The organism is Blastopirellula retiformator (assembly GCF_007859755.1).
GTDB classification, from domain to species: Bacteria; Planctomycetota; Planctomycetia; order Pirellulales; family Pirellulaceae; genus Blastopirellula; species Blastopirellula retiformator.
Genome location: NZ_SJPF01000006.1, coordinates 172,252 through 197,723, shown reverse-complemented (window position 1 = coordinate 197,723; position 25,472 = coordinate 172,252). Strand labels below are relative to the sequence as shown.

Genomic DNA, 25,472 nt, shown 5'->3' with positions numbered 1-25,472 from the left:
TAGTTTTCTGAAAACTTTGATTGCGAACTGGCGGCCTCGTCAGCCCGGGGAAAGGCGGTAAAGTGGATTATGGCAGTTTTATAGAAAAGTTTGTGCGAAACCAACGAAGATACTTTGGCAAAAAAGAAATAGTCGTCTTGTCCTCGCCGTATGCTTTTGCGAGGAAATGGCGCCGCCGAATATGATAAAGTTGGATAAATCCGACCACCCCGGAGGACAGGGGGGAGGTCGGCAGAAAACGAAATGCTGACCAGCGTCGTCTAACGGAGAAGAGGCACTCCCCGTCGTGACGCCGACTCGCTCCCCGATTCCCGCCTACCCAATAGATGATTTGCCGTCATGACCGATCCGAACAATCCGTACTATCGCTGGCTCGGGCTCTCCGTTTACGGACGTCCTGACTACTACGCGCTGCTCGGTTTACGGACCTACGAGACCGATCCACAAGCGATCGCCGCCGGGGGCGAACAGGCGTTCTTGCGGGTCCAGACGCAGCATGGGGGCGCCGAAGAAGCGTCTCGGCAGCAGATTCTGCAAGAAATCACCGCCGCTCGCGCCTGTCTGCAAGACCCGGGGCAAAAGGCGATCTACGACCAGCAGCTACAACAATTCTACGCCCAATACGGCGGGGCCCAATATGGTGGAGCCCAGCAAGGGGGCGCTCCCTACGCCGCGCCCCAATATGGCGCCAATCCAGCCTACCTGGCTCCACAGGGGGGAGGGCAGCCGGCAGGTCCGGCGATGCCGACTCCGCCGGCCGCAGCTTCTGGCGCCGCCGAACCGGCAGTCGCGGTTGGAAATAGCGGCGCTTCGAGCGCCAAACGAGCTAAATCGCGGGCCAAGCGTGGCTCGGGCGCCTTCTGGGCCTCAGCGCTGACCGTCTTGGCCCTCGCAGCGGCCGCCGGCGGCGGCTACATCTACTGGCAATCGACGCAAACGCCGGAAAAGGTGGCCCAGGATGATCCGGTCGAGCCGGCGCCGACGATCGACGAGCCGGAAGTTGACCAGAAGCCGACCGAAAAGAAGAAGAAAGAGCGGAAGTTCCTGTCGGATAAACGCCCCACCGCGGACGAACTGGCAGGCTCAATTCCCGGTCTGGGCGATCCGAAAGAGCGGATGGACCAGATGGGAGAAATGCCGAAGCCGAAACCGCCCGCCAAGCCGAAAGCGACCCCCGCCGAAGAATCGCAGCTGCGATCCGCGATCAAAACCGCCTGGGGACAGTTGGACGCCGGCGACTATCATGCCGCCCAAACGACCATGGCCGGCGTCGCCAAGTTGACCAAGACCGAGGAGGGCGAAGCCGAATTCAAACGCGTCGATCAACTGGCGAAGGATCTGGTCGCCTTCCACAGGGCGGTCGATTTGTCGCTGGCCAAACTGCAAGGTGGCGAGCAACTGCAGGTCGGCACGACCGAGTTCTCGGTCGCCTCGAAGACTGATACTCACTTGGTTCTGCGAGTCGCCGGGCAGTCGAAATCTTACGAACTGGAGAACCTGCCGGAAGGTCTTCGCCGCGCACTGGCGCTGTATGGGCTGCCAGGCGACGACGCGAAAAAGAAGCTGGTTGAGGGCTCGTTCCTGCTCTTCTCCGAGATCGCCGATCCCGACCACGCGATGAACGTCTGGAAAGAAGCGGCCGCGCAAGGCGCCGACATTTCGAGCTACGTCGCCCTGGCGGATGAAAAGAAGCGGTACGCCCCCACGCAGCGACCGGCGTCAACGACCGTCGCGATGACCGACGAGCCGGAGATGACCTCGACGACTCCTCCGACCGGCATGACGCCGGAGCCGATGATGACGACGCCTCCAGGGATGACGCCTCCGGGGATGGCCCTCCCATCGGTCGATTCGCTGGCCGTCGATGATAAGTCGATCGCCGTTGAGTTGGGACAGACGCTGACCGCCGCCAAGCAAGCGCTCTCCGAGCGTCGACCGAAAGATGCTCAGCGGATGTTGAACAACGCCAGTCTGTTGGCGACATTGCCGGAACATCAGGAAAAGTTAGCCCGACTGCAAGAGTTGACCGACAACATCCAGCGGTTCTGGCAAGCGGTCAGCGATGAGATCGCCGGTCTGACGGCCGACACCGATCTGACGGTCGGTTCGACGGTGGCGCGAATCGTCGAGAACCGGGCCGACTACCTGGTGCTGCGGGTCAATGGCGAGAACAAACGCTACACCTTGAGCGATATGCCAGCCGGGTTGGCGATGCACTTCGCCAAAGAGAACCTGTCTGGCGACGAGGGTAACGCGAAGGTGGTTTGCGGTTCGTTCCTGTTTGTCGCTCCGGACGGAGGGACGGAGCGGGCCGTCGCGATGTGGAGCGAGGCGAAGTTGGCCGGCGCCGATCTGGGCGATCTGCCGAAAATCGTCGACGACAACTACAACCTGGCGGACGATCTGCTGGTGCAAGTCCCCGTTCCGGCCGACGACTCCCTGATGGAGGCGACCGCCGAGTTCCAAGGCAAGTGGGCGGCGCAGTTCGCCAGCGCCAAGCGTTCTAGCGATCATACCGAACTGGCGAAGAAGCTGCTCAGCGCCGGCAAATCGCTCGACGGTGAGACCGAACTGCAGTTCGTCACGTTCCGCTACGCCCTGGCCGAAGCGGCCAAGGGAGATCAACTGTCGCTGTGTGATGAGATTGTCGACGCCTGGGCCAAGCGATTCGAGATCGACCCGCTAGAATGGAATCTGAAGTCGTTTCAGCTAGCGTCTGCTAGCGAGAGCTCGAAGCAGCAAGAGAGCGTCGCTCAATATGCGTTGACGCTGGCCCCCGAATTAGCGAAGGCGGGACGTCGTGATGACGCGCTGGCCGTCGCCAAGGTGGCGGAAACTGCGGCGAAAAAGGCCCGCAACAAGCAACTGAGCGATCAGATCGCCGAACTGCAAAATTCTTTATAACGATTGACTTGAAGCGCGGCTGTGCAGCTTTAACGGCTTGGTCCGATTAGACGAGTCGAACCTACTGCAAGCGTCGCAACACTCCCCTCGCTTTGGGAGAATTCGCAGCGGAAATCCGCCGAAAATTCCTAGTGATTGCGTGTGTCCTATCCACCGGACGCCCCTTCACGGATGGAACTTCAAGGGACGGATTCTCGAGATGTTGCAACGGGTTGCACAAAGCCGCCGCGCGTTTGCGCTGGTGACGGCGCTAGTTGGTACGATCGCCGTACTTTCACTCATCGTTCCCGGACAGCCGGAAGCGGTCGCGGTGCCTCATTTGGTAACGCCAGGAAACTATCCGTATGATCCGGATTGGCCTGACGTCTATCTGATTCTGCAGAACAAATGCGCCGCCTGTCATCGTCCCAATACGGAACGGATTGACCTCTCCAGCTACCAGGCGATGATCGACGCCGAGATGTACGGGCAGAAGCTGATTGTGCCCGGCAAGCCGAAAGATTCGATGCTGTGGGAGTACGTCAACTGGAACGTGCACCAGAATCCCAAAGCGCTCGCTCCCCGCACTCCGGAGATGCCGCCGGAGAAGCTCGAATGGCTCGCCGCCGGGCAGTTGGAAATCATCAATCGCTGGATCACCAATGGCGCCCTTGAGTTCACGCTGCCGGTGCACTGCAAGCCGCCGATCACCGAGATGGATTTCCCCAGCGCTCAGCAGTGCAAAGAATGCCATCCCAAGCAGTACGACGAATGGTCGCGGTCGATGCACGCCTACGGGCAGCAGAGCCCGATCTTTGAAGCGTTTACGCTGACGCTGATCGAACGGACCGGCGGCACCATCGGCACCTTCTGCACCCGTTGCCATACGCCGATCGGTATTGCCCTGGGCGAAACCGGCAGCACCCGCAACGTCCATCGCTCGCGGGTTTCGCTGGAAGGGGTGACCTGTATCACCTGCCATCGCCGCAGCACCGTGCATTACAAAGCGTCGGGCCGCGTGCCGGTACAGCCGGGCGGTCTGCTCGATACCTGCATGTTTGGTCCGTTTGACGATTCGCCGACCGGACCGACGACCGGGACGCATCCCTCGGGCGATTTCCCTTACATGAAGTCGTCGCAGTTCTGCGGCGAGTGCCATGACGTGACCAGCGCCGACGGCGTTCGCCTGGAAGAGGCGTTCAGCGAATGGCAAAACAGCCCGGCCGCCAAGATGGGACAGACCTGCCAGTCGTGTCACATGGGGCCGGTCCAAGGCAAGCCGATCGCTGACTGCGATCGTCCGCTCGGCTTTGCGGCGATCTTGCCCGGGGTCAAAGACCCGCACCTGCCGCTGCGTCACCTGACCGATCATACGTTCGCGGGGCCTGACTATTCGCTGCTGCCGGATACGGAGTTTCCGGAGAAGCTCGACTGGATGTACGAAACCGACTACCGCGACTGGAACAACCTGACGCCGTACCAGAAAGAATCGTTGACGGCGCTGCGAAAGAAGAATCGTCGCTCGCTGGAGATCGCCGACGCCAAGCGGTACGAAGTGCTGAAGAACGCCGCGGTGATCCATGTCGATTCGCCGCAGTGTGCCGAAGTTGGCAAGAAGACGGCGGTGCGCGTTGATGTCGAAAGCATCATGGCGGGGCACAGTCTGCCGACCGGCTTCACCGCCGAGCGTCAGGTCTGGGTCGCGATCACGGTCCATGATCAACAAGGACGCGTCGTCTTCGCTTCCGGCGACTTGGACAAGAACGCCGACCTGCGTGATGACCATAGCCACCAGGTGCTGACCGGCGAGATTCCTTACGACCGCGACTTGCTCAACTTCCAGAACAAGTTTGTCGCCCTGTCGAACAAGGGGACCGATCGGACGGTCGTGTTATCGGTCAATCGCAACATCCTGCCGCTGAACGTGCTGCGTCCGAACAACGGTTTGTCGGCGTCGTTTGGTCGTCCCGGCACGTTCCGGATCGCCAAGGGAAGCTTGCCGCCGCTGGCGACCCGGGGTCAGACCTACAAGTTTGTGCCGCCATGCCCCGGCGTCTACACGGTCGACGTCCGTTTGAACTTCCGCCACCTTCCTCCCACGCTGCTGGATCACATCGGTACGCCGCATCTAAAGCATCTGCTGGAGATTGTCGTCATCGATTCGTGGAATGGCGTGATCGAGGTGACTCCGTGAGCACTGGTTGGAGTCGAAAGTGGATTGCCGCGCTATTGGCCGCAGCTGGCATGTCGCCGCTAGCGAGCGATGCGTTTGCGCAAGTTCCGGCGCCGCTGCCTGGTTGGGCGGTCGAAAAGGCGAACCCGATCAATCCGGTGCGTGGTCGCCAGAGCGAATCGCTGAGCCGTTCCCAGCAGACGCGGCACTGGGAAGTGGAGCAGCCGGCAAACGACTTCGCGAACAGCGCCCCGGTTCGTTTGCTGCCTCCGGTTCATCTCGATGCGCCCAGCAACTATCGAGCTCGGACCGACGTGGCGATGTTTGCGCCCAATCCCAAGAAGCCGACCGAAGCGCTGTTGCCGCCGGCCGATGAGTTTTTCCACACGTCGATTCCGCCGCTGCCGGAGTCGATCGATACGCCTGACCCGACTGACGATATCGAACTGCCGCCGCTAGAAGAAGAGCTGTGGAACCATGGCGGTTCGTATCTCTACTGTCCGGAAGGGGATCATCTCGGCTGGCCGACCGAAGCGGACGACGATCACTACGAGTACCTGCGGTTGCCGGAGAACTTTGTTGCGCCGCTGCCGCTGACTTACTTCGCGCAGTTCCTCGGCAATGATCCGATCAAGGTGTGGGATCTGACCTGGTTCCGCGGCTACAACAACTGGGAGCCGCGGTTCGTCGGTTACGGCAGCTACGAGGTTGTCGCCCTGGCGTATCGCCAAGGAACCAACCGACAAGACGGGATCGGTCATCAGTTGATCGCCGACTTCGATTTGCAACTGACCGGGACCGAGCGCTTTCACCTGCAGTTTCGTCCGATCGGTAAAGGGAACACCGGCGGTTCGTACTATCGCTTCAATGATCCGGCCGGCTATATCGACAACTCGACCGGCGAACCGACGCGGTATTGGTTTGAAGGAGAACTCGCCAGCATGTTTGGCGGGTACTTCAGTCCGTTCGCCGTCCGCGACATCTTTGTCACCGCCGGGCGGTTTCCGTTCGCGCTGCACAATGGGCTGTTGATGAATGACGAGATGCTGGGAGTCGTCGTCAACAAGAACACGACCTTGCTTGGCAACATCAGCAACATCAACGTCCAAGGAATTTACGCGGCGACCGACGTCAACAACACGGCCGATCCCGACTCCGGTTTGTTCGGCGTCAATGTCTCGGCCGACTACAACCGGGTATTCCACGAGTTTAGCGCCTTGTCGCTCAACGCGCCCGACGCCCCCGGCCGCAATCAACAGTTCCTCGCTTATAGCCGCACCAAGTTTTATGGACCGGTCACGCTGACCGGCCGGGCGATGTTCAAGTTCGGCGACCAGGCAGGCATCGGCGAGGGACAGCTGTTCGTGCTGGAAAGCAACCTGACCCGCTACTTTGATCACGAAGTGCTCGGCATCGATCATTGCGTTTACTACTGCAACGCGTTTTATGCCCGAGACGGTTGGAACCCGGCCGGCGGCGGCAACTACAACCGTTTGCGCACCGCGTTTGAGGTCGACCCGCTGGTGCAGATTGCCTCGGGACGGCAAGTCGGGCCGAACGCCGGCGTCGCGCTCGGCGTGCAATATTTCCGCCATCACGAGGATGAGTCGATCATTCCCGAAATCGCCTTCGAGGCGCCGACCGGCGATCCGGTCTGGGGTTTCGGGCTCCGCTACTTGCGGAAGACGAGCGAGCGGAGCTTTTTTGAGGCGCTGGGCGTGATCAACTTCTCCGAGACCGAGATCTATCGCCGCGACGGCATTTCGATCTCCGAGACCATCATTTTCTAGTCGTTGCCGGCGAAATCTGGTCGCCTCTCCCCCAAGTCGAAGAGCCGCTTTTGAGCTACGATAGAGGAGACCCCTAATTTCGCCCTGATTGAGATGTGCCAGTGACCAGCCGAATTGAAATTTCCCCCGCTCCGCCGATTCTCGGTTCGATCCTGCCTCCCGGATCGAAGAGCCTGACGAATCGGGCCCTGGTCATCGCGGCCCTGGCCGAAGGGGATTCGGTGCTGACTGGCGCGCTAGAGAGCGAAGATACGCACGTGATGATCGACAGCCTCCGGCAGTTGGGAATCGAAGTGCAGCATGATTCGCATGCGAAGGTAATTCGCGTCGCCGGTACGGGGGGAGCGATTCCTGCCCGCGAAGCCGATCTGTTTGTCGCCAACAGCGGCACCACGATTCGCTTTCTCACCGCGATGGTCGCCACCGGCGACGGGAAGTACCGGCTCGATGGCATTCCCCGGATGCGAGAGCGGCCGATCAAGGACTTGCTCGATACCCTTTCGCGGCTGGGAGTGACCTGCCGCAGCGAAACCGGCAACGGCTGTCCGCCGGTGGTGGTCGAAACGACCGGTCTGGTCGGCGGCGCCGCCAAGATCGCCGGCGACATCAGCAGCCAGTACCTGAGCGGCCTGATGATGGCCGCGCCCTATGCGGCGAGCGGCGTAACGCTGGAAGTGGTGGGCGAGTTGGTCTCAAAGCCGTACGTGCAGATGACGGCCGCCATCATGAGCGACTTTGGCGTGACGGTCGACGCCGGCGATTTGACGAAGCTGGTCATCCCCCCGGGCAAGTACCAAGGCCGCGAGTACGCGATTGAGCCTGACGCGTCGGCCGCCAGTTACTTTTGGGGCGCTGCGGCGATCACCGGCGGCAGCGTCACGGTCGAAGGGCTTTCGCGCGAAGCGCTGCAAGGAGACGTCGCGTTCTGCGAGTGTCTTGAGCAGATGGGCTGCCAGGTCGAATACGGGGAGAACTCGATTAAAGTGATCGGCAGTCGCGTGCATGGCATCTGCATCGACATGAACGCCATCAGCGATACCGTCCAGACGCTAGCCGCGGTCGCCTTGTTTGCCGATGGGCCGACCACTGTGACCGGCGTCGCCCACAATCGCCACAAAGAGACCGACCGAATTGGCGACTTGGCGCGAGAGCTACGAAAGCTGGGCGCCATCGTCGAAGAGCTGGAGGACGGCCTGACGATCATCCCCGGCAAGCTGCAAGGCGCCGAGATCGAAACGTACAACGACCATCGGATGGCGATGAGCCTGGCCCTGGTCGGATTGCGTCAGCCGGGCGTCGTGATTTTGAACCCCACGTGCACCAACAAGACCTACCCGCACTACTTCGCGGATCTTGCGCGGCTGGCCGGCGTCAACTTCCAATAGCGCCGGCGCGATTCTTCAATCGCCGCCCTACTGAGGGAGCGGTTCGAGCGTCACCCGCAGCGGCAACGCGCCGCGGGTCTTCATCTGCGGGTCAGCGCCGCGCGAGCGAATCTGGTCCGCCTTCAGTTCGGCAACCTCGAGGGCGCCGCTCCAAATGGGGCCGCGCCCGTTGTTATGAACGTTCAGCATCAGTTGGATGCACTTCTCGATCTCGTACCCGAAGACCTTGCGGAGCGTCTCAATCACGAAGTCGAACGTGTTGATGTCGTCGTTATGCAAGATCACCGCGTACGGCGGCTGACGCTTCGTCTGGTCGCGAGTATCGGTCTTGGTATCGGATTGCGTCGTCGGCGCGTCGACGACCGCCGCATCGTGTTTGGACATCTGTTTGTTTCTCCCACCCTCTCTGGGGACAAAGATCGATCCCTTTGGTTATCGCGGGGGAAACCGGTTTGTCAAATTTTTTCCGCCATTGGTGGCGCCGCCGACAGGAAATCGCGCCGCAGCGGACCGACTTGTCCGCCGCTGGCGCGAGTTATTCCCGAAAGGTGCAGAGCCCGTTCGTCTTGGTTTCCGATCAAAAACTCGGCTGGCGTCCATGCCAATAAATCGCCGCCCGTGGCGTTCGCAAGCGATCGATCGGAAGCGACGAACAGGTTTAGTCGTTCGGAATCATCGAGTCGTCGACGACCTGAAGCAACTTGGAGATGCAGAGCTTGTTCATGCTGGTGCGACGCGTGTGGGCTTCGACCCGGAGCGACTCGTGCAGGCTCTTCGGCAGGCGAACGGTGATCACGCGGGTCGGTTCTTTCGATTCGGCCTGGACGCTGGTCCGTTCACGCAGCTTGGCGATCATCAGTTGGATCTCGCCGTACTCTTCGCACTTCTCAAAGTCGTTCAGCTGTTCCGGCACGTTGAACAAACGACGGACCACACCTTCGACGCCGAGGATCTCGCGAAAGAAGGTGACCCAGTCCGGCGACTGGCGGAACAGGTCGCGAGCGACCCGCAGGGCTTCCTGCTTCTTCTCGGCGACCGACGCTTGCGGCGCCATCGTACCGACAGCGGTGCTCGCACCGGTGGTGGTCGGCGTGCTCGGGGTCTGGGCCAGCGGCGAGGTCGACATCGGAGTCGATGTCGGGGTCGGCTGGTTCAGACGCTGCGGCGTGGCGGCGTACGGGTTGTTCGGGGCATAACCGGGTTGCGGCTGGTTCGGGTTGGCGAACGTGCTGCCGTGTTGGTGGAAATCGGGCATTTCGGGCTCCTTCCTTTCGATTGGAAATTGGCGTTCAGTCCTTCACCGTGAACGCGACGGTAAAGGGTATCCCAGAATCCTTGCCATCGAGTCAAGAGCAGCATCGAAATGATTGCACTGCAAGCACTTACAGCTACTGGCAATGCATGCACAGTTTGGCGGCAGTCGCGCCACTTTTTTGGGCAGTGGTCGAGTTGCACAACTTTTAAGCACGCCCAGTTTTCTCATCGCGGGGTGTGTCCCCGTTTCAGCGGCCAATTTTGTTGAAAATAGTCCCAAAAGATTCCCGGATGCCGGTTTCGCGCATCAATCAGCCTGGTCAGGTCCAAACCCAGCCGGGCCGCTGTCATGCTTTCGAAGCATGGTCGATTTTCGCCGTCGCCAGCGTCATGCGTTTGGGTAATGGTAATCGGCCAGGTTCCAGGCACTTGGTGGTATGCTCTTCCCGCGTCTTTGCGGGATGAGCATGTCTTTGATGCGTTCTCGCGGGACCAAGACATGCTCTTCCGTCGAAGACGCCGTAAGAGCATGCCACCAAGCAGTAGCGCACAAAAAAAGCTCCTCTCGCGAAGTCGCGAGAGGAGCCTGTGTTCATCCAGCTGGAGTGCTAGCAGTTCCTAGCTCAGCTTCTCGGCGCAACGTTCCAGCAACTTGCGGGTGGCGACGATCCCTTCGATCTCGGGCAGCTTGCTACCTTCGTATTCGACCCCGACATAGCCGTGATAGCCATGCTTCTTGACGACGATATCCATCATCTTGAAGTAGTCGGTGTGGGTTTCGTTGCCATCGGCGTCAAAGTCGTGGCTCTTGGCGCTGACCGCCTTGGCGAACGGCATCGTTTCGTCGACCCCTTTGTAGCGGTCGTAGCTGTGGAAGTTGCCGAAGTCGGGCAGGGTGCCGCAGTTCGGCAGGTCGACCGTCTTCATCACGCCGGCCAGCCACTCGCCGTTCGACGACAGGCCGCCATGGTTTTCGACGATGACGTTGATTTCGTACGGCTTGGCGAACTCACTCAGGCGGCGAAGACCGTCGGCGGCCAGCTTCATTCCTTCGTCGTACTTGGCGTCGGTGCGGGCGTTGACCCGGATCGAGTGGCAGCCGAGCGTCTTGGCCGCTTCGACCCACTTGTAGTGTTTTTCGATCGCCGCGGTTCGCTTGGCGTCGTCGCTGGCGCCCAGGTCCCCTTCGCCGTCGATCATGATCAGCTGCTGCGAAACGCCGAGATCGGCACAGCGGGCGTTCATTTCGGCCAGGTACTTCTCGTCCTTGGCCTTGTCTTTGAAGAACTGGTTGACGTATTCGATCGCTTCGATACCGCATTCTTCTTTGGCGGTCTTGGCGAAGTCGAGATTGTCGAGCTTGCCACCTTTGAGCGCCTTGTGCAGCGACCATTGGGCGAGCGAGATCTTGAAGGGCGCCTTGGCGTCAGCGGCCAGCAGCGACGAGGTCGGCAGAGCGAAAGCGCCGGCAGCGGCGGCCGACAGACTCAGGAAAGAGCGGCGATCAAAATGGGTCATACCTGAGGAGTCCTCGGATGGAGTGGGTGACTTACGGGGGTTTGCACGCGTTTCGTGACGTAACTCAAATATATACCGCCGAAATAAGGCATACAACGAACGCATCCCCAGGGCAGGGCATTTCTTAGCCACATAATCGACACGACCCGCGGCGGATCGGTCTGGAAGGGGGGGCCAGAATCGCCTTCGCCTCCAATCGGACTGCCTGTAGCGAGGAAGTAGCCCGGCCGCTTACTTGGCGCCAGCCTCTTTCAAGATCTCGACGGTGCTCGCCTTACCGGCCATCTTGGCGAACATGATCGCCGATTGCTGTGCCGGGCTGTTCGAGTTGACGCTTGCCCCTGCGGCGATCAATTGCCGCAGCGAATCGTCATGCCCCTTAAACGCCGCCGCCGAAACCGCCGTCAGCCCCGCACTATTCTGCGCATCGAGTGCCGTTCCTTCCGCAGCCAACAGCAACTCCACCACGGCGTCACTACCGCGATAAGCGGCGACGATCAACAACGTATCACCCCGCGGGCTACGAACATTGGCCGAATAGCCATTGTCCAAAAACTGCCGAACCCGCGACACGTCATCTGCCCGTACCGCCGCAAAGGCTTCGTCAATCAATTCGGCCGAAGCTTCCTTACTAACCACGACGCCATCGGCGCCAATCAGCGGCGGAGACTCCACCGGCGGCGTCATAGCCCACAAGCCAAGCATACCAACGAGCGCCAGCAGTGCAGCGGAAGCGGCAAACTTGGCGGCGAAGCGAACGAAGGTGACCATGCGGGGTGGCTCCGGCGGAACGGGGAATGTGAGTGGAGGGGCGAACGGGGCGGTGTTCTCCTCTGCGTTAATTATGGCCTGTGTTGTTGCTGCTCCCAATGCGTTTTTGCGATAGGTAGAATGCTTGGGGGTTATTGGTGGGCTTCGCGTCAGGCCGACGCCAGGCCCACGTCTCCTCACAATACTGTCAGAGCATCATCCATGGGGCACACCGCACCCATTCGTTGTCCAAATTGTTCGGCGATTCAAGAAGTAGAGCTGAAAGATGTCGCCACGTATCGGTCGGCCGACGGCGTCACGTTCGCGTTTTCCTGCGACTGCGGATTCTCGAAACAGTTTGAAAACGCTCCGCTCGAGACGATCGTGCCGCTGCTGGCGGATCGGTCGGAGTCGCAGTCGATCGCTGACTTCCTGGGGATCTCGCGAGAGTCGTACGAAGCGTACGTCTGGCCGCCGGACGTCCGGGCGACGATTGACAAGCAGCGGCGGAGGCTGCCCGAATCGGCAACGAAACGATCGCTGCGAGGGGCGGCGCTCGAGTTACCCAAGCAACACGACGACCGCTGGTGGCTGGTCTACAACGTCACTCCCCCAATCGCGTTTGATCCTCAGGCCGATCAGTATGGCTTCGTTGGCGAAGATGGGACGGTTAAGAGAATTGGAGATATTGCCGCGATCGTTACGGTGTTGGAGGGTGCTGCTCCGTAGGTCAAGTCTCGGCCCAAGGATGTTCGGCACGAAATTCACGCCACGCCAATTTGGCGTTTTGATAGGGTTACGGGTACCGTTGCCACGAACAAGTGGCGACGGCGCCCAGGCGATGCTCTCGGCCGGATCGCCGGCGATCAGCTTGCCGTGCAGCTCGGCGAAGGCGTCGGAGATGTATTTGAGAAAGATGAGCCCGAGCACGACATGCTTGTACTCTGCGGCGTCCATGTTGTTGCGGAGCTTATCGGCGGCGAGCCAGAGCTTGGCTTCAAACCCGATATTGGCGGCCGAAGAGTCTTTCTTCGCCGCGGCTTTCTTTTTGGCCATGGTCCGGTGACGTTCTTGTCGGAGGCGCCCGGTGCGTCATGCAATGGGAGAAAAGGGAAAACGCCGCGATTTTATCCCATCGCGGGGACGCCGAACAGCCATTTGAGCGGCCGGTTTGGGCGGGTGACTTTGGGGATATGGAAGAGGGGGTGGACACGTTTGGTCCCCTATCCAGAAATGACGGCCACCGAATTCTACGGATGACTTCGGGCGCGACGCAATTTCGAGCTTGTCGCGAGAGTCCGCTATCGACTCGACGGTGGCTTCCTCATGGATGCCACCCACCGAATGATATGGAAATGCAACAGCAAAGTGCCCCGACACCGTCTTTTTGACTCTACTGGACGCCACGCCGACGTGCGCTATCTGGAAGATCCCACCAATCCTGAAAGCTTAAAAATGGACCGATAGGCTTCACGATGATATCCCCATTTTCGTGAGTGGCAACCAGCTCAAATTCAAATACTTTGTGAATCAACCCACCTAGATCTTGGCGCAACTCCTTGGTCAAGTATTGACCAGGCAAGATTGCCTTTGTATTGCCGACGCGAACCACATAGCCTTGCCTAGACTGCCGTAACACTTGTGCCACTAACGCTCCGTCAGAATACTCCCACTTGTTCACGTCCTCACATATGCTCCCATTGAATAATGGAATTTTGACATGCACAAAGTCATCAAAGACTACCAGCACCAGCCGAAATTCCTCGCCCAAGCAACTTGCCACGTCTCTGCCATCACAACCCACTCCTTCCAGCCTGCAGAATAATCGCCCATTCTCTTTGAGCGTCAAAGAGCCTTCAAGCTTCTCTGAATCAAGGAATAGCGAGTCCAAGGCTAACCTGCCGCCCCGATTGTCCTCAAGATAGCAATAACAAAACGCCACCAGTGGAACGCCAATCATCTCATTGAAGAACTTACAGCAACCGCGATGGATCATGAGCTAAAATCCTTGCCATGTGTGTATGTGTCAAGCACATAATATACTGTCCCCTGAAACCCGTCCCGCTTATATATTAATGCGTACTTGATTGAGCGACCTTTCTCTAAGAGCCTATCCGGAAACTGCTATTTCTTGAAGCTCCGATTTTCGTCACACTTTGCGGCTCCCCAAACTCTTGGAGCCTGCGATGTCCGACGAAGTCCGAAAACGATACCCGAGCGATTTGACCGACCAGCAGTGGGAACTGATTGAAGGCTTGATTCCCCGTTATCGGCAAAGCAAAAAAGGAGGCCGGCCTCGTTCGGTCGACATGCGGGAGGTGGTGAATACGATTTTCTATCAATGCCGCTCCGGTTGCCAGTGGGACATGCTTCCGCATGACCTGCTGCCGAAGAGCACCGTCTACGATTACTTCGCTCGTTGGCGAGACGACGGGACGCTGCGGCGGATCAACGAAACGCTGGTTGGAGCGATTCGCCAGTTGGAAGCGTCAAGCGAACAGATCGATCCCAGCGCCGCCAGCATTGACAGTCAAAGCGTGAAGACCAGCGAACGCTCTTCCAGTCGCGGCTATGACGGCGGCAAGAAAATCACCGGGCGAAAGCGGAACATCGCCGTCGATGCGCTCGGCCTGCTGCTGGCGGTGGTCGTCACGATCGCCTCGGTCGATGATGCGGTCGCCGCTCGACCGGTAATGAAACAACTGACGCAGGCGAAGCAGCCTCGGCTAGAAGTGGTATGGGCCGATTCGAAGTATCATAACCATGATCTAAACGCGTGGCTGGCCGAGCAAAAGAACATTCCTTGGAAGCTGGAAATCGTTCGCCGTCCGGTCGGCGTCAAAGGCTTCGTATTGTTGCCGAAACGCTGGGTCGCCGAGCGCACTCTAAGCTGGCTCGGCCGCTGGCGTCGGCTGAGTCGAGATTACGAACATCGAACCGATTCAAGCGAAGCAATGGTCCAGGTTGCGTCGATCGGCAGAATGCTCCGTCGCCTCGCCCCTCCGCCTGGCCAAGTCCCGTTCAAATATCGAGTTGCGGCGTAGATGCGTTTCCGGATAGGCTCTAAGAGGCTTGGGAAGGTTGCGTTTGCTGCGACAATGCACGACGGGGAGCATGTGATCATGCAAGATCGAAAACACGTGGACCGAGGCAAGAGTCGGTCGCGGATTAAAATCAAGACGTAGCGGAATCCCCCGGCATCCCAACGTGGTGGCATGGCGAACCACGTTCGCTTCCGTGTTTAGGAACAGCCGAATCTATCGCATGGGGGTCCGACTGCGGATTTCGCCAAATGGATGCTTGGAAGATCGCGAAATTTACATCCCGCTATCGACTTGGTGGCGGCCTCCTCATGGATGCCGCACTTCTCCCATTTCTCACGCGAGCTCCTCCATTCAAGGGTTGTGATAGCAAATCTGTACAGAAAAAGTTCAAATCACTTCGTCATCAGAAAAGGGCAAATTCACCCAAGTAGTTGCCAGAGCCGAAAATGCAATATCGTTGGCTCTATCAGCCAAGTCAGTAATGGCTTGGCGAGCGTCGCCCAGGGCCCATCGAGGCGAGTTCAAGCACATCCACGCTCCCTCAAGGTCGTTGGCGTCGAGCAATTTCCCGAAAAGTTTTTTTTGCGACGGTGTCCGGAACCATTCCGGCGACTGCGCGTCCTGTGCGACTGCGTCTCGCAACGTGAAGTCCGGCTGCAAACTCTTGAAGCCGGAGTGGATTTCATGCACGCAGTAGTGCTTTAATGCACCTTTACTCTTCACAATTTCGATGGAGGGAAAATCCCCCGTGTACCCAGCTTGATTGTCGTAATCAAAGAAGGAGAGTGGGACCTTGCCGAGAAACTCTGGATGCGATTTAAGCATCGTGACATCGCCCCCATCGAGTGACATCTGATCAACTTCATCTAAGTCGTCGATACCGCAAGCAGCTGCGAATGTCCGAATTTCGTCATCAATACCATCCCTGTTCGTGATGCTATTGAACAGGTGCTCGTAGATTGCTTGTTTGAATGTGCGTCCACGCTCGAAAGCCATGTTTCGCTTTCCGTATGTCGTTATGCCGTAAAACTCGACAAACGTCGGACTACGCTCGGAAAACCAGTGACTCCACAAGCCCTGTATAGTTCCGGCACCCGTAACCCACATCGGAAGTAGCACCGGAGGAAATGGGGATCGAAGCAACCTTTCTCCATCTGGAACTTGGATCTTCCCAAGCATGGTCTGCTCAATTCGCTTCTCCTGTCCCAGGTGGCGAACCGCATTGATATAGGCTTCTGGTGTGGCTTTAGCCATTCGACTTATTCTCCGCGTTACTATCGATTTAACCATGGGGCCTCGACGTCAAGAATCCAGCGGGAGGGGATCGGATCCACAGTCGGTAGTTTACCAGCATCCTGAAGGAATTGGTGAACAGGGAACAGAAAAGGTGTCAGGACTCTTTTTTTCGACCAGGCGCTACCTTCTTCGGCCTGCCGCGGGGGCGGAGGGTGGAATCTAGGTTCAGGCGGCGGGCAATGGACTGGGTCCAATCGGGGTCGCCGAAGGGGGAGCCTCGGCGGATCGCGTGGCGGACGGCGTCGACTTCTTTCTTGGACATCGCCTGATTGACTCGGTCTTTCCAATGACTAGGTCGGGCGATCGGCCACGGCGTCAGGAGATCTGGCTTTCGCCGCGGCTTGGCCAACCAACGGGCGAGCGATCCCCATTTCCAGTCTTCGGCCAAAGTTACCAGGCCAGCCTGCCGGGCATTGCGTTCGACATAACGACATACGACCAGAAAGTGCTCGTCGTCTTGCACCGGAAAACTCTTGAACCGCCCTTGATAGATGTGCCCTTTGCCGGAAGTGTGGCGGTGCGCGTGTCGGCGCATCGTGTGCGTCAGGGTGACCCACCGCAGCAAGTCGCTCATGCCGCCGTCAGCGGTGGGGCGGACAACCAAATGCCAATGGTTGGGCATCAGTTGGTAGGCTAAAATTTGACACGGGTACCGCGACAGCCCCTCGGCCAAAATACGCTCGAACGCATCGAAATCGTCCGGCTTATCGAAGATCGCCGCCCGAGAGTTGCCTCGATTCAAGGCATGATAAATGCCGCCGGCTTCGTCTGCTCGCTTTGGTCTACCCATGGCAGCAGGGTATCATGTGCTGGCGGAGGAAAAAAGAGTCCTGACACCTTTTCTTCATCGCCTAAACAAATAACGTCCCTAAAAACGACGCGCAAGCGGATAGGCAACGAAGACCCAGTCAGGTAACGCCCGACAAAATCGCGGGTGACTGGTTCCGCTGCTGGGCTCACGTTTGCTCCTCTCCCGGTCTCAGGCCGAAAAGCCCAAGAAGCAAAGTCACCCGGCGGCACGATCACTCCCCGTCTCCACGGGGTCGGTTAAAGGCAAAATCATGCAATTCACGCGCAGGGGTCAGCCTACGACATGCCTGGACATGTTTATACCAAAAGTCGAGTCAATTAGGCAAGCAAAAAGAGGGGGGGTGGCAATGGCGAATGTCGAAGGAGCGAACGACGAATCAGAGTGGAAGGTGGGCGCCGTGGCAATGGCACCCAGGCGAGCTTACAGCGGGTTGCTCCTTAAGTAATCGTCTATCTCAATTCGATCAATCCCGAAGTACGCAAGTTCGCTCCAGACGCGAAGAACTGGGTCACTGTCTAAGGACTGCCCAGGCTTTAATTTTTGCAATTGGGCTCGAACAGCGACCAAGAATAGAAAGCAAAACTTATAGGACTCCCGGTGCTCAGGGGTTCTCTGGCACTGCAATTTCTCGCTAAATCGAGACAGCATGTCTACGACATCATCTGTACGACCGCATTTTATCATGCCTGTCACAAAGTCAACTGGATGCATCTACATTCTCAAAACTAGTGTGCAATTCTTGTATTACGCATGGCGATTGCGCCATGATGGGCAATCTGCGACAATCCGGCAAGTACGTCTTGGCGTTTTCGCGACGTCCGTTTCGCCGCCAGGCGTTCGCTTTGCAGGGAGGTCTTCCGCATGTCTTCTTCTTCGGCCGCTTCGATTCAACAGCACTTTGCCGACCTGACCGATCCGCGCACGCGGAAGGTGACTTATCCGCTGGTCAACATCGTCACGATGTCGCTCTGCGCGGTGCTCGGCGGGGCGGATGATTTTGTCGCGATCGCCGATTGGGCAGCCGGGTGGCACTGATTGACGTTCTTAATCTTGCGTGGCACTGTCGTCTGCGACAGTGTTTTCTGCATCAAGAGACAAGCCAGCGGTGTTGCCCAGCGTCATGGCCACGGCTTGCGCTTTCCGCTCTGATTCGTCATTCGCTCCTTCGACATTCGTCATTCTCCCCACTCGGCGTGATGCTTCCAGTGCATCAACAAGCCGGGTACAATGCTTCTTGGTAATTGACGGTCTGGGAGCGGCGGCGATGGAAATTAGTCAGTTGCGGTACTTTCTGAAGGTGGCCGAGTGGAAGAACTTCACTCGGGCGGCCGAGGATCTGTTGGTTTCGCAGCCGGCGCTGAGCCGCTCGATTGGGAAGCTGGAGGATGAGCTGGGCCAGCCGGTGTTTGAGCGGCAGACGCGTTCGGTCGTGCTGACCGAAGCGGGGCGGCTGTTGCAGTCGCGGGCCGAGCAGATCTTATCGCTGATCGAAGATACGAAGTCGGAGATCACCGACGACGGCCGGACCGGGCGGATCCGGATTGGGGCGATTCCGACGATTGCTCCTTACTTTCTGCCGGGGCTATTGCAGGCGTTCGCCGAGTCGTCGCCCGAGGCGACCCTAACCGTCCAGGAAGAAGTGACCGAAAAATTATTGCAAAGATTGGCTCAGGGAGAGGTCGACGTCGCGCTGCTGGCGCTGCCGGTCTCGATGCAACATATTGAGGTCGAGAGCCTGTTTGACGAAGAACTGCTGCTGGCGATGCCGGCCGGGCATCCGCTGACGAGCAAGAAGCGAATCGCGGTCGCCGACGTGCGGCCCTATCCATTCATCTTATTAGACGAAGCGCACTGCTTGTCGGATAATATTGTCTCGTTCTGCCGTCAGAAGTCGTTTCACCCCGTTTCGATCGAGAAAACAAGCCAATTGGCGACGGTTCAAGAGTTGGTAGCGCTGGGGCATGGGGTTTCGATGGTGCCGGAGATGGCCCGCCGTCTGGATCATGATCCGCGGAGAACTTATAGTTCGCTCAGCGCTCCGAAACCGGTTAGGACGATCGCGATGGCCTGGAATCCCTATCGCTTCCAAAGTCGTCTCGTAGAACGATTTAAGGATGTGACGCGGGAATATCGCTTTCCGGCGGCAGTGTGAACTTCGGGGTGAACCTAATCTGGGGGGCACGCGTCTATCCACTTCCTTGACGCATGACTCTTGGACGTTTCCGGCGTCAAGATAAAATAAGTGTTAGCGGGTTGCGAATGCCCTTTTGGCATTTTTCAACCTCGCCAAGCTCCGAGCGTAACTCTTTCACTCATCACTAGGTAGATAACGAGGCCGCGTGACTCAACGAGAACGGAAACAAAGCGTCGCCGAGGAAAAATCGGTACTGGTCAAAGTCATTCTGCCAGAGACGATCGCCTGTGACGATCCTTTGGACGAACTGGAAGGGCTGGCGACGACCGCCGGCACGGAAGTGGTCGGACGAATGACGCAACGTCGCGACAAGCCGGAAACGGCCAGCTATCTTGGCTCGGGCAAAGTCGAAGAGTTGAAGTTGTGCGCCGAAGCTTCGGGCGCCGACGTGATCATCTTCGACAACGAGCTGTCGCCTGCTCAGACTCGTAACCTAGAGCAGGGAACCGGACTGAAGGTGATCGACCGCACCGAGTTGATCCTCGACATCTTTGCGACGCATGCCCGGACGTACGAATCGCGGCTGGCTGTCGAACTGGCGCAGCTCGAGTATTCGCTCCCTCGCCTGAAACGAATGTGGAGCCACTTGGACCGCATCAAGATGGGCGTCGGTATGCGTGGTCCGGGCGAAAAGCAATTGGAAGTCGACCGCCGGCTGGTCGAGAAGCGAATTCGCGACCTGAAAGACGACCTGGCGAAAGTCCAAAGTCGCCGCGAACGGGAAGTCGCCTCGCGGCGCGACGTGATCACGATTTCGATCGTCGGTTACACCAACGCCGGCAAGAGCACGCTGATGAATTTTTTGACCGAGGCGCAAGTCTTGGCCGAAGACAAACTGTTCGCCACGCTCGATACGCGGACGCGGCGCTGGTATCTGCCGCACTGGGGACCGGTGCTGCTGAGCGACACGGTCGGCTTCATTCGCGACTTGCCTCACCGGTTGATCGCCAGTTTTAAGGCGACGCTGGAAGAAGCTCGCCAGGCCGACTCGCTGTTGCATGTCGCCGACGCCAGCAGTTCGGACGTCGATAACCAGATTCGCGCCGTCTATGACGTGCTGGCCGAAATCGGCATCGAAGAGAAGGACATGCTACTGGTGCTGAACAAGATCGACGCGATCGAAGATCCGCACCAGCTAGAAAGGTTGGTCGAGCGTTATCCCGACGCGCTGCTGATCAGTGCGAAGACGGGCGAAGGACGCGAGAAGTTCGCCTTGGCGGTCAGCGACGCGCTGAGCTGCAGCTTTCGCGATGTCGAGGTCGAGACTGGCATCGACAACGGCAAGTTGATGGCCTACTTGGCGGCGCATGGCGAAGTGATCTCGAAGACGTACAGCGAAACGCGGGTACGAATTCATTGCCGGCTGCCGGCGCACTTCCTGGGCCGGATCGATGACCCAAATACGGTGATTCGCGATTACGTCTCAACCGAGACGTCGGTCGATGAAGACTCGATCGAAGAAGTCGCCTGACGATGGCGCGTCGGCAACTGCGCGACTTGCGGGCGATCGTCACCGGCGCATCGAGCGGCATCGGCCGCGAGTTGACGCTGCAATTGATCGCCGCCGGCGCCAAGGTAATCGCCACCGCACGACGGGAAGACCGACTGCAAGATTTGGCCAGCGCGGCCGCGGCGCCCGAGCGTTTGATCGTGATCGCCGGCGATGTCTGTGACGCCGAGCTGCGAACCCAACTGGTGCAGACGGCCGCCGAGAAGTTTGGCGGGCTCGATCTATTGATCAACAACGCCGGCATTGGGGCGCTCGGCCCGTTTGCGGATGGTTCGCCCGAGCGGCTGCGGAAGGTGATGGAGGTCAACTTCTTTGCCCCGGTCGAGCTGACGCGCGAGGCGCTGCCGCTGCTGCGGCAAGGGAATCAGCCGGCGATTTGCAACGTCAGTTCGATTCTGGCGCACCGAGCTGTCCCGGCGAAAAGTGAATATTGTGCCAGCAAATTCGCCATTCACGGTTTTAGCGATGCGCTGCGGGCCGAGCTGACCAGCGACGGGATCGACGTCATTTTGGTCAGCCCCAGCACGACCGAAAGTGAGTTCTCGTCGGCGGTGATCGAAAAGTCAGGACGTCAGCCGGCGAAAGGGAAGGGGGCGATGACCTCTGCTGCGGTCGCCAGAGCTGCGATTAAGGCGGTTCAAACCGGCAAGCACGAAGTAATCCTCAGCCTGGGCGGTAAGGGCTTGGTGTGGCTGGATCGTTTGGCGCCGACGCTTTCGGACTGGCTAGTCGCCCGGTTTGGTTTCGATCGTTAGCGAGCCGAACAGCAAAAAAAGTCTCGGCGTAATGATTTCCAATCGAGCCGAGATTGTTTATGATTAGGGAGGTGCTTTGGCACTTACTCCCTACCTTAAGCGCAATCTTTTTACCCGCCTGAATGGAGCGCCTCATGACTTTGAAGTCTCGTCGTCAGTTCCTTGAACAATCGATGTTCGCATCGGCTGCGGCTGTCGCCGCTAGCTCGGCCGTTCCGCTGATGGCGGAAGAAGAAAAGCAAAGCAGCAGCCCGAACGAGAAACTGCGCGTCTGCACGGTTGGCGTCAACGGGCGCGGTATGTCGCACGTCGGCGGTTTGCTGAATCGCAAAGATATTGAATACACGTACATCTGCGATTGCGACTCCGACGTCGCTGGTCGCCGCGCTCAACAGGTCGCCGACAAGCAAGGCAAAAAGCCGCAGGTCGTCACCGACATTCGTAAGGTGCTGGAAGACGACAGCGTCGACATCATCACCATCGCCACGCCGAATCACTGGCACGCTCTGGCCGCCATCTGGGCGCTGCAAGCGGGCAAAGACGTTTATGTTGAGAAACCGGTCAGCCATAATGTGAGCGAAGGTCGCCGCATCGTCGAAGCGGCCGCCAAGTACAACAAGATCTGTCAGGCTGGTACGCAAAGCCGCTCGAACCCGGGCATGATCGACACGATCAATTTTGTGAAGAGCGGCGGCATCGGCAAGGTCAAAGTCGCGCGTGGTTTGTGCTACAAGCCGCGGGCCTCGATCGGACCGGTCGGTACCTACGACGTGCCGAAATCGGTCGACTACGATCTGTGGGCCGGCCCCGCGTCGCTCGACCCGCCGACGCGGAAGCGTTTCCATTACGATTGGCACTGGCAATGGCCGTACGGTAACGGCGACTTGGGCAACCAAGGTATCCACCAGATGGACATGGCCCGCTGGGGTCTGGGCGCGGACGAACTAAGCTCGCAAGTGATCAGCTACGGCGGTCGATTCGACTACGAAGACGCCGGTACGACGCCGAACACTCAAGTGATCATTCACAACTACGGCGACGCTTCGCTGGTGTTTGAAGTTCGCGGTCTGGTCTACGACAAGTCGTTGCCGGAAAGCAGCAAGAACTACAAAGGCTCGCGGATCGGCGTCATCTTTGAAGGAACCGACGGCTACGTCGTCATTCCGTCGTACAACGGCGGTACCGCCTTCGACAAAGATGGCAAGAAGATCAAGGAGTTCAAGGGTGGCGGCGATCAGAACCACTACAACAACTTCATCAGCGCCGTTCGTTCGCGTAACGCAGACAGCCTGAATGGCCACATCGAAGAAGGCCACCTGTCGAGCGCCCTGTGCCACACCGGCAACATTTCGTACCAGCTGGGCGAAACGGTCTCGACCGGCGAATGCCTGGAACGTCTGGAAGCGATCGAAACGACCGAAAACGTCAAAGCGACGCTTGACCGCTTCACCGAGCACCTGAAAGATAACAAGGTCGACTTGGCGAAGGACAAGATCCAGATCGGTCCGAACCTGAAGATGGACGGCAAGGCCGAGACTTTTATCGGCAACGACGCGGCCAACGCGATGTTGACCCGCGAATATCGGAAGCCGTACGAAGTTCCGGCCGAAGGCAAAGTCTAAGACCGAAATCGCTTAGATTCGCTACAACCGAAAACGCCGGCACTCGCTTGCCGGCGTTTTTGTTTTTTCCCCTGATTGGCGCGACTATACCCGAAAAGTTCGCACACGATTCATCTCGGTTTCCAATTCGGGAAGTACTTTTGAAGAGAAAGGGAAAAGCCCTTCATGCAAATTGGATCAGGAAGTCTTCCAATGAACGCTGTTTTGACGGAAATAGAAATCACCGCCGGCGAAAATCGCCGCGCTTCTCTTGACGCCATTCTGACCAAGGCGGTCCGCCAGATGCTGGACGCCAGCGGCCGGACCGAGCTATCGCGTCTCTACTGCGCCGCCTGTGATGGCGAAGTAATGCTCTGCGGCACGGTCCCCAACGACTCGCTGAAATTGTCGGCGGTGCGGATGGTCTCGCGCCTGTCGTCGGTTCGCTCGGTGTCGGATTACATTGAAGTCGCTCATTCGTGCTAGGGCGGACGTCTGACGCGTTCTGATTCCGGTTCGCTATAATGGCCGGATGAATGAATCTGTCTCGCCTGCGATCGACATCCTGTACCGGCAGGGGCCCTGCTTCTGCGTCTTCAAACCGGCTGGCCTGCTGACGCAAGCGCCGCCGCATATCGACAGTCTCGAGTCGCGGATCAAGGCGTTTATCAAACGCCAGGAAGAGAAGACGGGCAACGTCTATCTGGGGGTGCCTCATCGGTTGGATCGGCCCGTCTCCGGCGTGCTGGCCTTCGCGCGACACGTACGAGCGGCTCGGCGGATTTCGCAGCAGTTTGAGACTCGCTTGGTGCGGAAGGTTTATTGGGCCTTCGTGGCTGGTCAGCCGGACGCGGACCACGGCGTCTGGGAAGACCCAATCCGCAAGGTGCCGGACGTCGCCCAGGGAGAGATCGTGGCGGCATCCGACCCCGACGCACGTTGGGCTCGCCTTACCTACGATGTGCTGCAGCGAACCGAGCAGGGCGCCTGGCTACAGATTGAGCTTGATACCGGCCGCTACCACCAAATCCGCGTGCAGTGTGCGGCCCACGGCTTTCCGATTTTGGGAGACGAGCTGTACGGCGGCGAGATCCCGTTTGGCCCGCAAGGCGTCGACGATCGGGATCGCCACATCGCGCTGCATGCCCGGTACCTGCGACTGAAACATCCGATGGTCGATGAGATCGTCGCGGTCACCGCGCCGCTGCCGGAGACCTGGAGCGAAATCGCCGGCTGGCAAGCCGAATGGGAAACGCAGCACGTCGTGGAGGATCAGACGTCATGAGCCAGCCGGCAGTTTGCTACCAGGCGAAGTGGCTGATCCCGGTCGATCAACCGCCGATCGAGAATGGCCTGTTGACGGTCGCCGACGGGCGGATCGTTGCGGTCGGGGAGAACTTGGCAGGCGTGGCGCCAATTGATCTTGGAGAAGTCGCACTTGCGCCAGGGCTGGTCAATGCGCATACGCACTTGGAGTTCAGCGACGTCGAGCAGCCGCTGGGGGAAGCGGGGATGGCGTTTCCACTCTGGATTCAGCAGGTGGTTGGTCGGCGACGCGTGGCGGGCGAATTGCTGGAATCGCAAAAAGTGGCGGCGATCTCGACCGGAATTCGCGAGTCGCAAGAGCAGGGGATCGCCGCCCTGGGAGAGATCACGACGGTTCCTTATTCGCTGGAGATGTACGCTGCAGAGCCGGGCGTTGTCTCGCTGTTGGAACTGATCGGCCTTTCGCCGGAGCGTGGCGCCGAGTTGCTCGATAACGCCAAGCGGCATCTGCAGCAAGGCAAGTCGCGCGGAGTGCCGGTCGGGCTGAGCCCGCATGCGCCCTATTCGGTAAATTTCGACGTTGTCGCGGCCGCCGCGCAATTGTCGGCCGAGTCGAAAACGCCGCTGGCGATGCACTTGGCCGAATCGCCAGACGAATTGGAACTGCTCGATTCTCAAGGCGGCCTGTTTCGGGAGATGCTCGAGAAGTTCGGTATCTGGCGCGACGGTTTGCTAGAGCCTGGCAAGGGACCGCTCGATTACCTGCAGATGTTGGACGTCGCTCATCATACGCTGCTGATTCACGGCAACTACTTTGACGAAGCGGCGATCGACTATGTTGCCGCCCGGCCGCAAAGGATGACCGTCGTCTATTGCCCGCGAACGCACGCCTATTTCGGACATCCGAAACACCCGCTGCCCGAGCTTTACCGGCGCGGCGTCGCGCTGGCGATCGGGACCGACTCGCGGGCGTCGACTCCCGACCTGTCGCTATGGCGCGACGTGCAACTGGCCGCCAAGTCGTTCCCGGAGATCCCGCCGGAAGCCTGGCTGAAGATGGTGACCCAAACGCCGGCGGCGGCGCTCGGTATTGATCACAACTATGGCTCGCTGACCGTGGGAAAATTAGCGAAGCTGATAACGTTTCGGCTGGATGGTTTCGCAAACCCGCTCGAAGCGATATTGGTGGCGGAACCTACGCCGGTTTAAGGCATGGCTTCCAATCTCTTTACCGGGGTAGTA

General features: G+C 58.9%; 20 protein-coding genes and 1 pseudogene. 13 read left to right on the top strand and 8 right to left on the bottom strand.

Annotated elements, in window-relative coordinates; translation table 11 throughout:
* The first annotated feature begins 339 nt into the window (after window positions 1-339).
* The 4 genes from Enr8_RS22715 (at window position 340) to aroA (ending at window position 8,231) form a co-directional block, all read left to right on the top strand.
* Window positions 340-2,904, top strand: coding sequence for a hypothetical protein (locus tag Enr8_RS22715; protein WP_146436146.1), 2,565 nt, complete (start codon window positions 340-342; stop codon window positions 2,902-2,904).
* A gap of 199 nt (window positions 2,905-3,103) precedes the next feature.
* Window positions 3,104-5,077, top strand: coding sequence for a multiheme c-type cytochrome (locus Enr8_RS22710; protein ID WP_146436144.1), 1,974 nt, complete (start codon window positions 3,104-3,106; stop codon window positions 5,075-5,077).
* A complete protein-coding gene (locus tag Enr8_RS22705; RefSeq protein ID WP_146436142.1) occupies window positions 5,074-6,846 on the top strand; it encodes a hypothetical protein in 1,773 nt (590 codons plus the stop codon). The genes Enr8_RS22710 and Enr8_RS22705 overlap by 4 nt, the downstream gene beginning before the upstream one ends.
* A gap of 101 nt (window positions 6,847-6,947) precedes the next feature.
* Complete coding sequence (aroA, locus tag Enr8_RS22700; protein WP_146436140.1) at window positions 6,948-8,231, top strand: 3-phosphoshikimate 1-carboxyvinyltransferase; 1,284 nt, start codon at window positions 6,948-6,950, stop codon at window positions 8,229-8,231.
* A gap of 27 nt (window positions 8,232-8,258) precedes the next feature.
* Here the strand turns inward: aroA and Enr8_RS22695 are convergent, their stop codons facing one another.
* The 6 genes from Enr8_RS22695 to Enr8_RS22670 all read right to left on the bottom strand — a co-directional run bounded on the left by Enr8_RS22695 (window position 8,259) and on the right by Enr8_RS22670 (window position 13,749).
* Window positions 8,259-8,615 carry an ATP-dependent Clp protease adaptor ClpS gene (locus Enr8_RS22695; RefSeq protein WP_146436138.1) on the bottom strand — a complete coding sequence of 119 codons (357 nt, stop codon included), beginning with the start codon at window positions 8,613-8,615 and terminating at the stop codon, window positions 8,259-8,261.
* Window positions 8,616-8,889: 274 nt separating this feature from the next.
* The gene (locus tag Enr8_RS22690) at window positions 8,890-9,486 is read right to left on the bottom strand and encodes a hypothetical protein (protein WP_146436136.1); all 597 of its coding nucleotides are present in this window, start codon (window positions 9,484-9,486) and stop codon (window positions 8,890-8,892) included.
* A gap of 617 nt (window positions 9,487-10,103) precedes the next feature.
* The gene (locus tag Enr8_RS22685; RefSeq protein WP_146436133.1) at window positions 10,104-11,003 is read right to left on the bottom strand and encodes a sugar phosphate isomerase/epimerase family protein; all 900 of its coding nucleotides are present in this window, start codon (window positions 11,001-11,003) and stop codon (window positions 10,104-10,106) included.
* 231 nt (window positions 11,004-11,234) lie between these two features.
* Window positions 11,235-11,774, bottom strand: a complete 540-nt coding sequence (locus Enr8_RS22680; RefSeq protein ID WP_146436131.1) for an ankyrin repeat domain-containing protein — start codon at window positions 11,772-11,774, stop codon at window positions 11,235-11,237.
* A gap of 540 nt (window positions 11,775-12,314) precedes the next feature.
* The gene (locus tag Enr8_RS26325; protein WP_246120215.1) at window positions 12,315-12,809 is read right to left on the bottom strand and encodes a type I restriction-modification system subunit M N-terminal domain-containing protein; all 495 of its coding nucleotides are present in this window, start codon (window positions 12,807-12,809) and stop codon (window positions 12,315-12,317) included.
* A 337-nt stretch (window positions 12,810-13,146) separates the two neighbouring features.
* Window positions 13,147-13,749, bottom strand: coding sequence for a hypothetical protein (locus tag Enr8_RS22670; RefSeq protein WP_146436129.1), 603 nt, complete (start codon window positions 13,747-13,749; stop codon window positions 13,147-13,149).
* A gap of 190 nt (window positions 13,750-13,939) precedes the next feature.
* On the opposite strand from Enr8_RS22670, the gene Enr8_RS22665 reads away from it, so the two are divergent.
* Window positions 13,940-14,797, top strand: coding sequence for an IS5 family transposase (locus Enr8_RS22665; protein WP_146436126.1), 858 nt, complete (start codon window positions 13,940-13,942; stop codon window positions 14,795-14,797).
* A 387-nt stretch (window positions 14,798-15,184) separates the two neighbouring features.
* Here Enr8_RS22665 and Enr8_RS22660 read toward each other — a convergent pair whose 3' ends face one another.
* Window positions 15,185-16,051 carry a hypothetical protein gene (locus Enr8_RS22660; protein WP_146436124.1) on the bottom strand — a complete coding sequence of 289 codons (867 nt, stop codon included), beginning with the start codon at window positions 16,049-16,051 and terminating at the stop codon, window positions 15,185-15,187.
* Window positions 16,052-16,187: 136 nt separating this feature from the next.
* Entirely contained in the window at window positions 16,188-16,883 is a 696-nt protein-coding gene (locus tag Enr8_RS22655) for a transposase (protein ID WP_146436122.1), read from the bottom strand.
* 882 nt (window positions 16,884-17,765) lie between these two features.
* Between Enr8_RS22655 and Enr8_RS22650 the strand changes: the two are divergent.
* The 8 genes and pseudogenes from Enr8_RS22650 to Enr8_RS22615 all read left to right on the top strand — a co-directional run.
* Window positions 17,766-17,924: pseudogene (locus Enr8_RS22650) on the top strand (transposase family protein); the annotation flags it as partial.
* Window positions 17,925-18,168: 244 nt separating this feature from the next.
* Complete coding sequence (locus Enr8_RS22645) at window positions 18,169-19,056, top strand: LysR family transcriptional regulator (RefSeq protein WP_146436120.1); 888 nt, start codon at window positions 18,169-18,171, stop codon at window positions 19,054-19,056.
* Window positions 19,057-19,243: 187 nt separating this feature from the next.
* Window positions 19,244-20,569 carry a GTPase HflX gene (gene hflX / locus Enr8_RS22640; protein WP_146436118.1) on the top strand — a complete coding sequence of 442 codons (1,326 nt, stop codon included), beginning with the start codon at window positions 19,244-19,246 and terminating at the stop codon, window positions 20,567-20,569.
* 2 nt (window positions 20,570-20,571) lie between these two features.
* Window positions 20,572-21,363: an SDR family NAD(P)-dependent oxidoreductase gene (locus Enr8_RS22635; protein ID WP_146436116.1), complete on the top strand. Its 792-nt coding sequence runs from the start codon at window positions 20,572-20,574 to the stop codon at window positions 21,361-21,363.
* Between the two features lie 134 nt (window positions 21,364-21,497).
* The gene (locus Enr8_RS22630; RefSeq protein WP_146436114.1) at window positions 21,498-22,985 is read left to right on the top strand and encodes a Gfo/Idh/MocA family protein; all 1,488 of its coding nucleotides are present in this window, start codon (window positions 21,498-21,500) and stop codon (window positions 22,983-22,985) included.
* A gap of 192 nt (window positions 22,986-23,177) precedes the next feature.
* Window positions 23,178-23,450 carry a BON domain-containing protein gene (locus tag Enr8_RS22625; RefSeq protein WP_186767814.1) on the top strand — a complete coding sequence of 91 codons (273 nt, stop codon included), beginning with the start codon at window positions 23,178-23,180 and terminating at the stop codon, window positions 23,448-23,450.
* A gap of 46 nt (window positions 23,451-23,496) precedes the next feature.
* Window positions 23,497-24,249 (top strand): RluA family pseudouridine synthase, encoded by a 753-nt coding sequence (locus Enr8_RS22620; RefSeq protein WP_146436110.1) that lies wholly within the window; start codon window positions 23,497-23,499, stop codon window positions 24,247-24,249.
* The gene (locus Enr8_RS22615) at window positions 24,246-25,439 is read left to right on the top strand and encodes an amidohydrolase family protein (protein WP_186767813.1); all 1,194 of its coding nucleotides are present in this window, start codon (window positions 24,246-24,248) and stop codon (window positions 25,437-25,439) included. Before Enr8_RS22620 ends, Enr8_RS22615 begins: the two co-directional genes overlap by 4 nt.
* The last annotated feature ends 33 nt before the right edge of the window (window positions 25,440-25,472 follow it).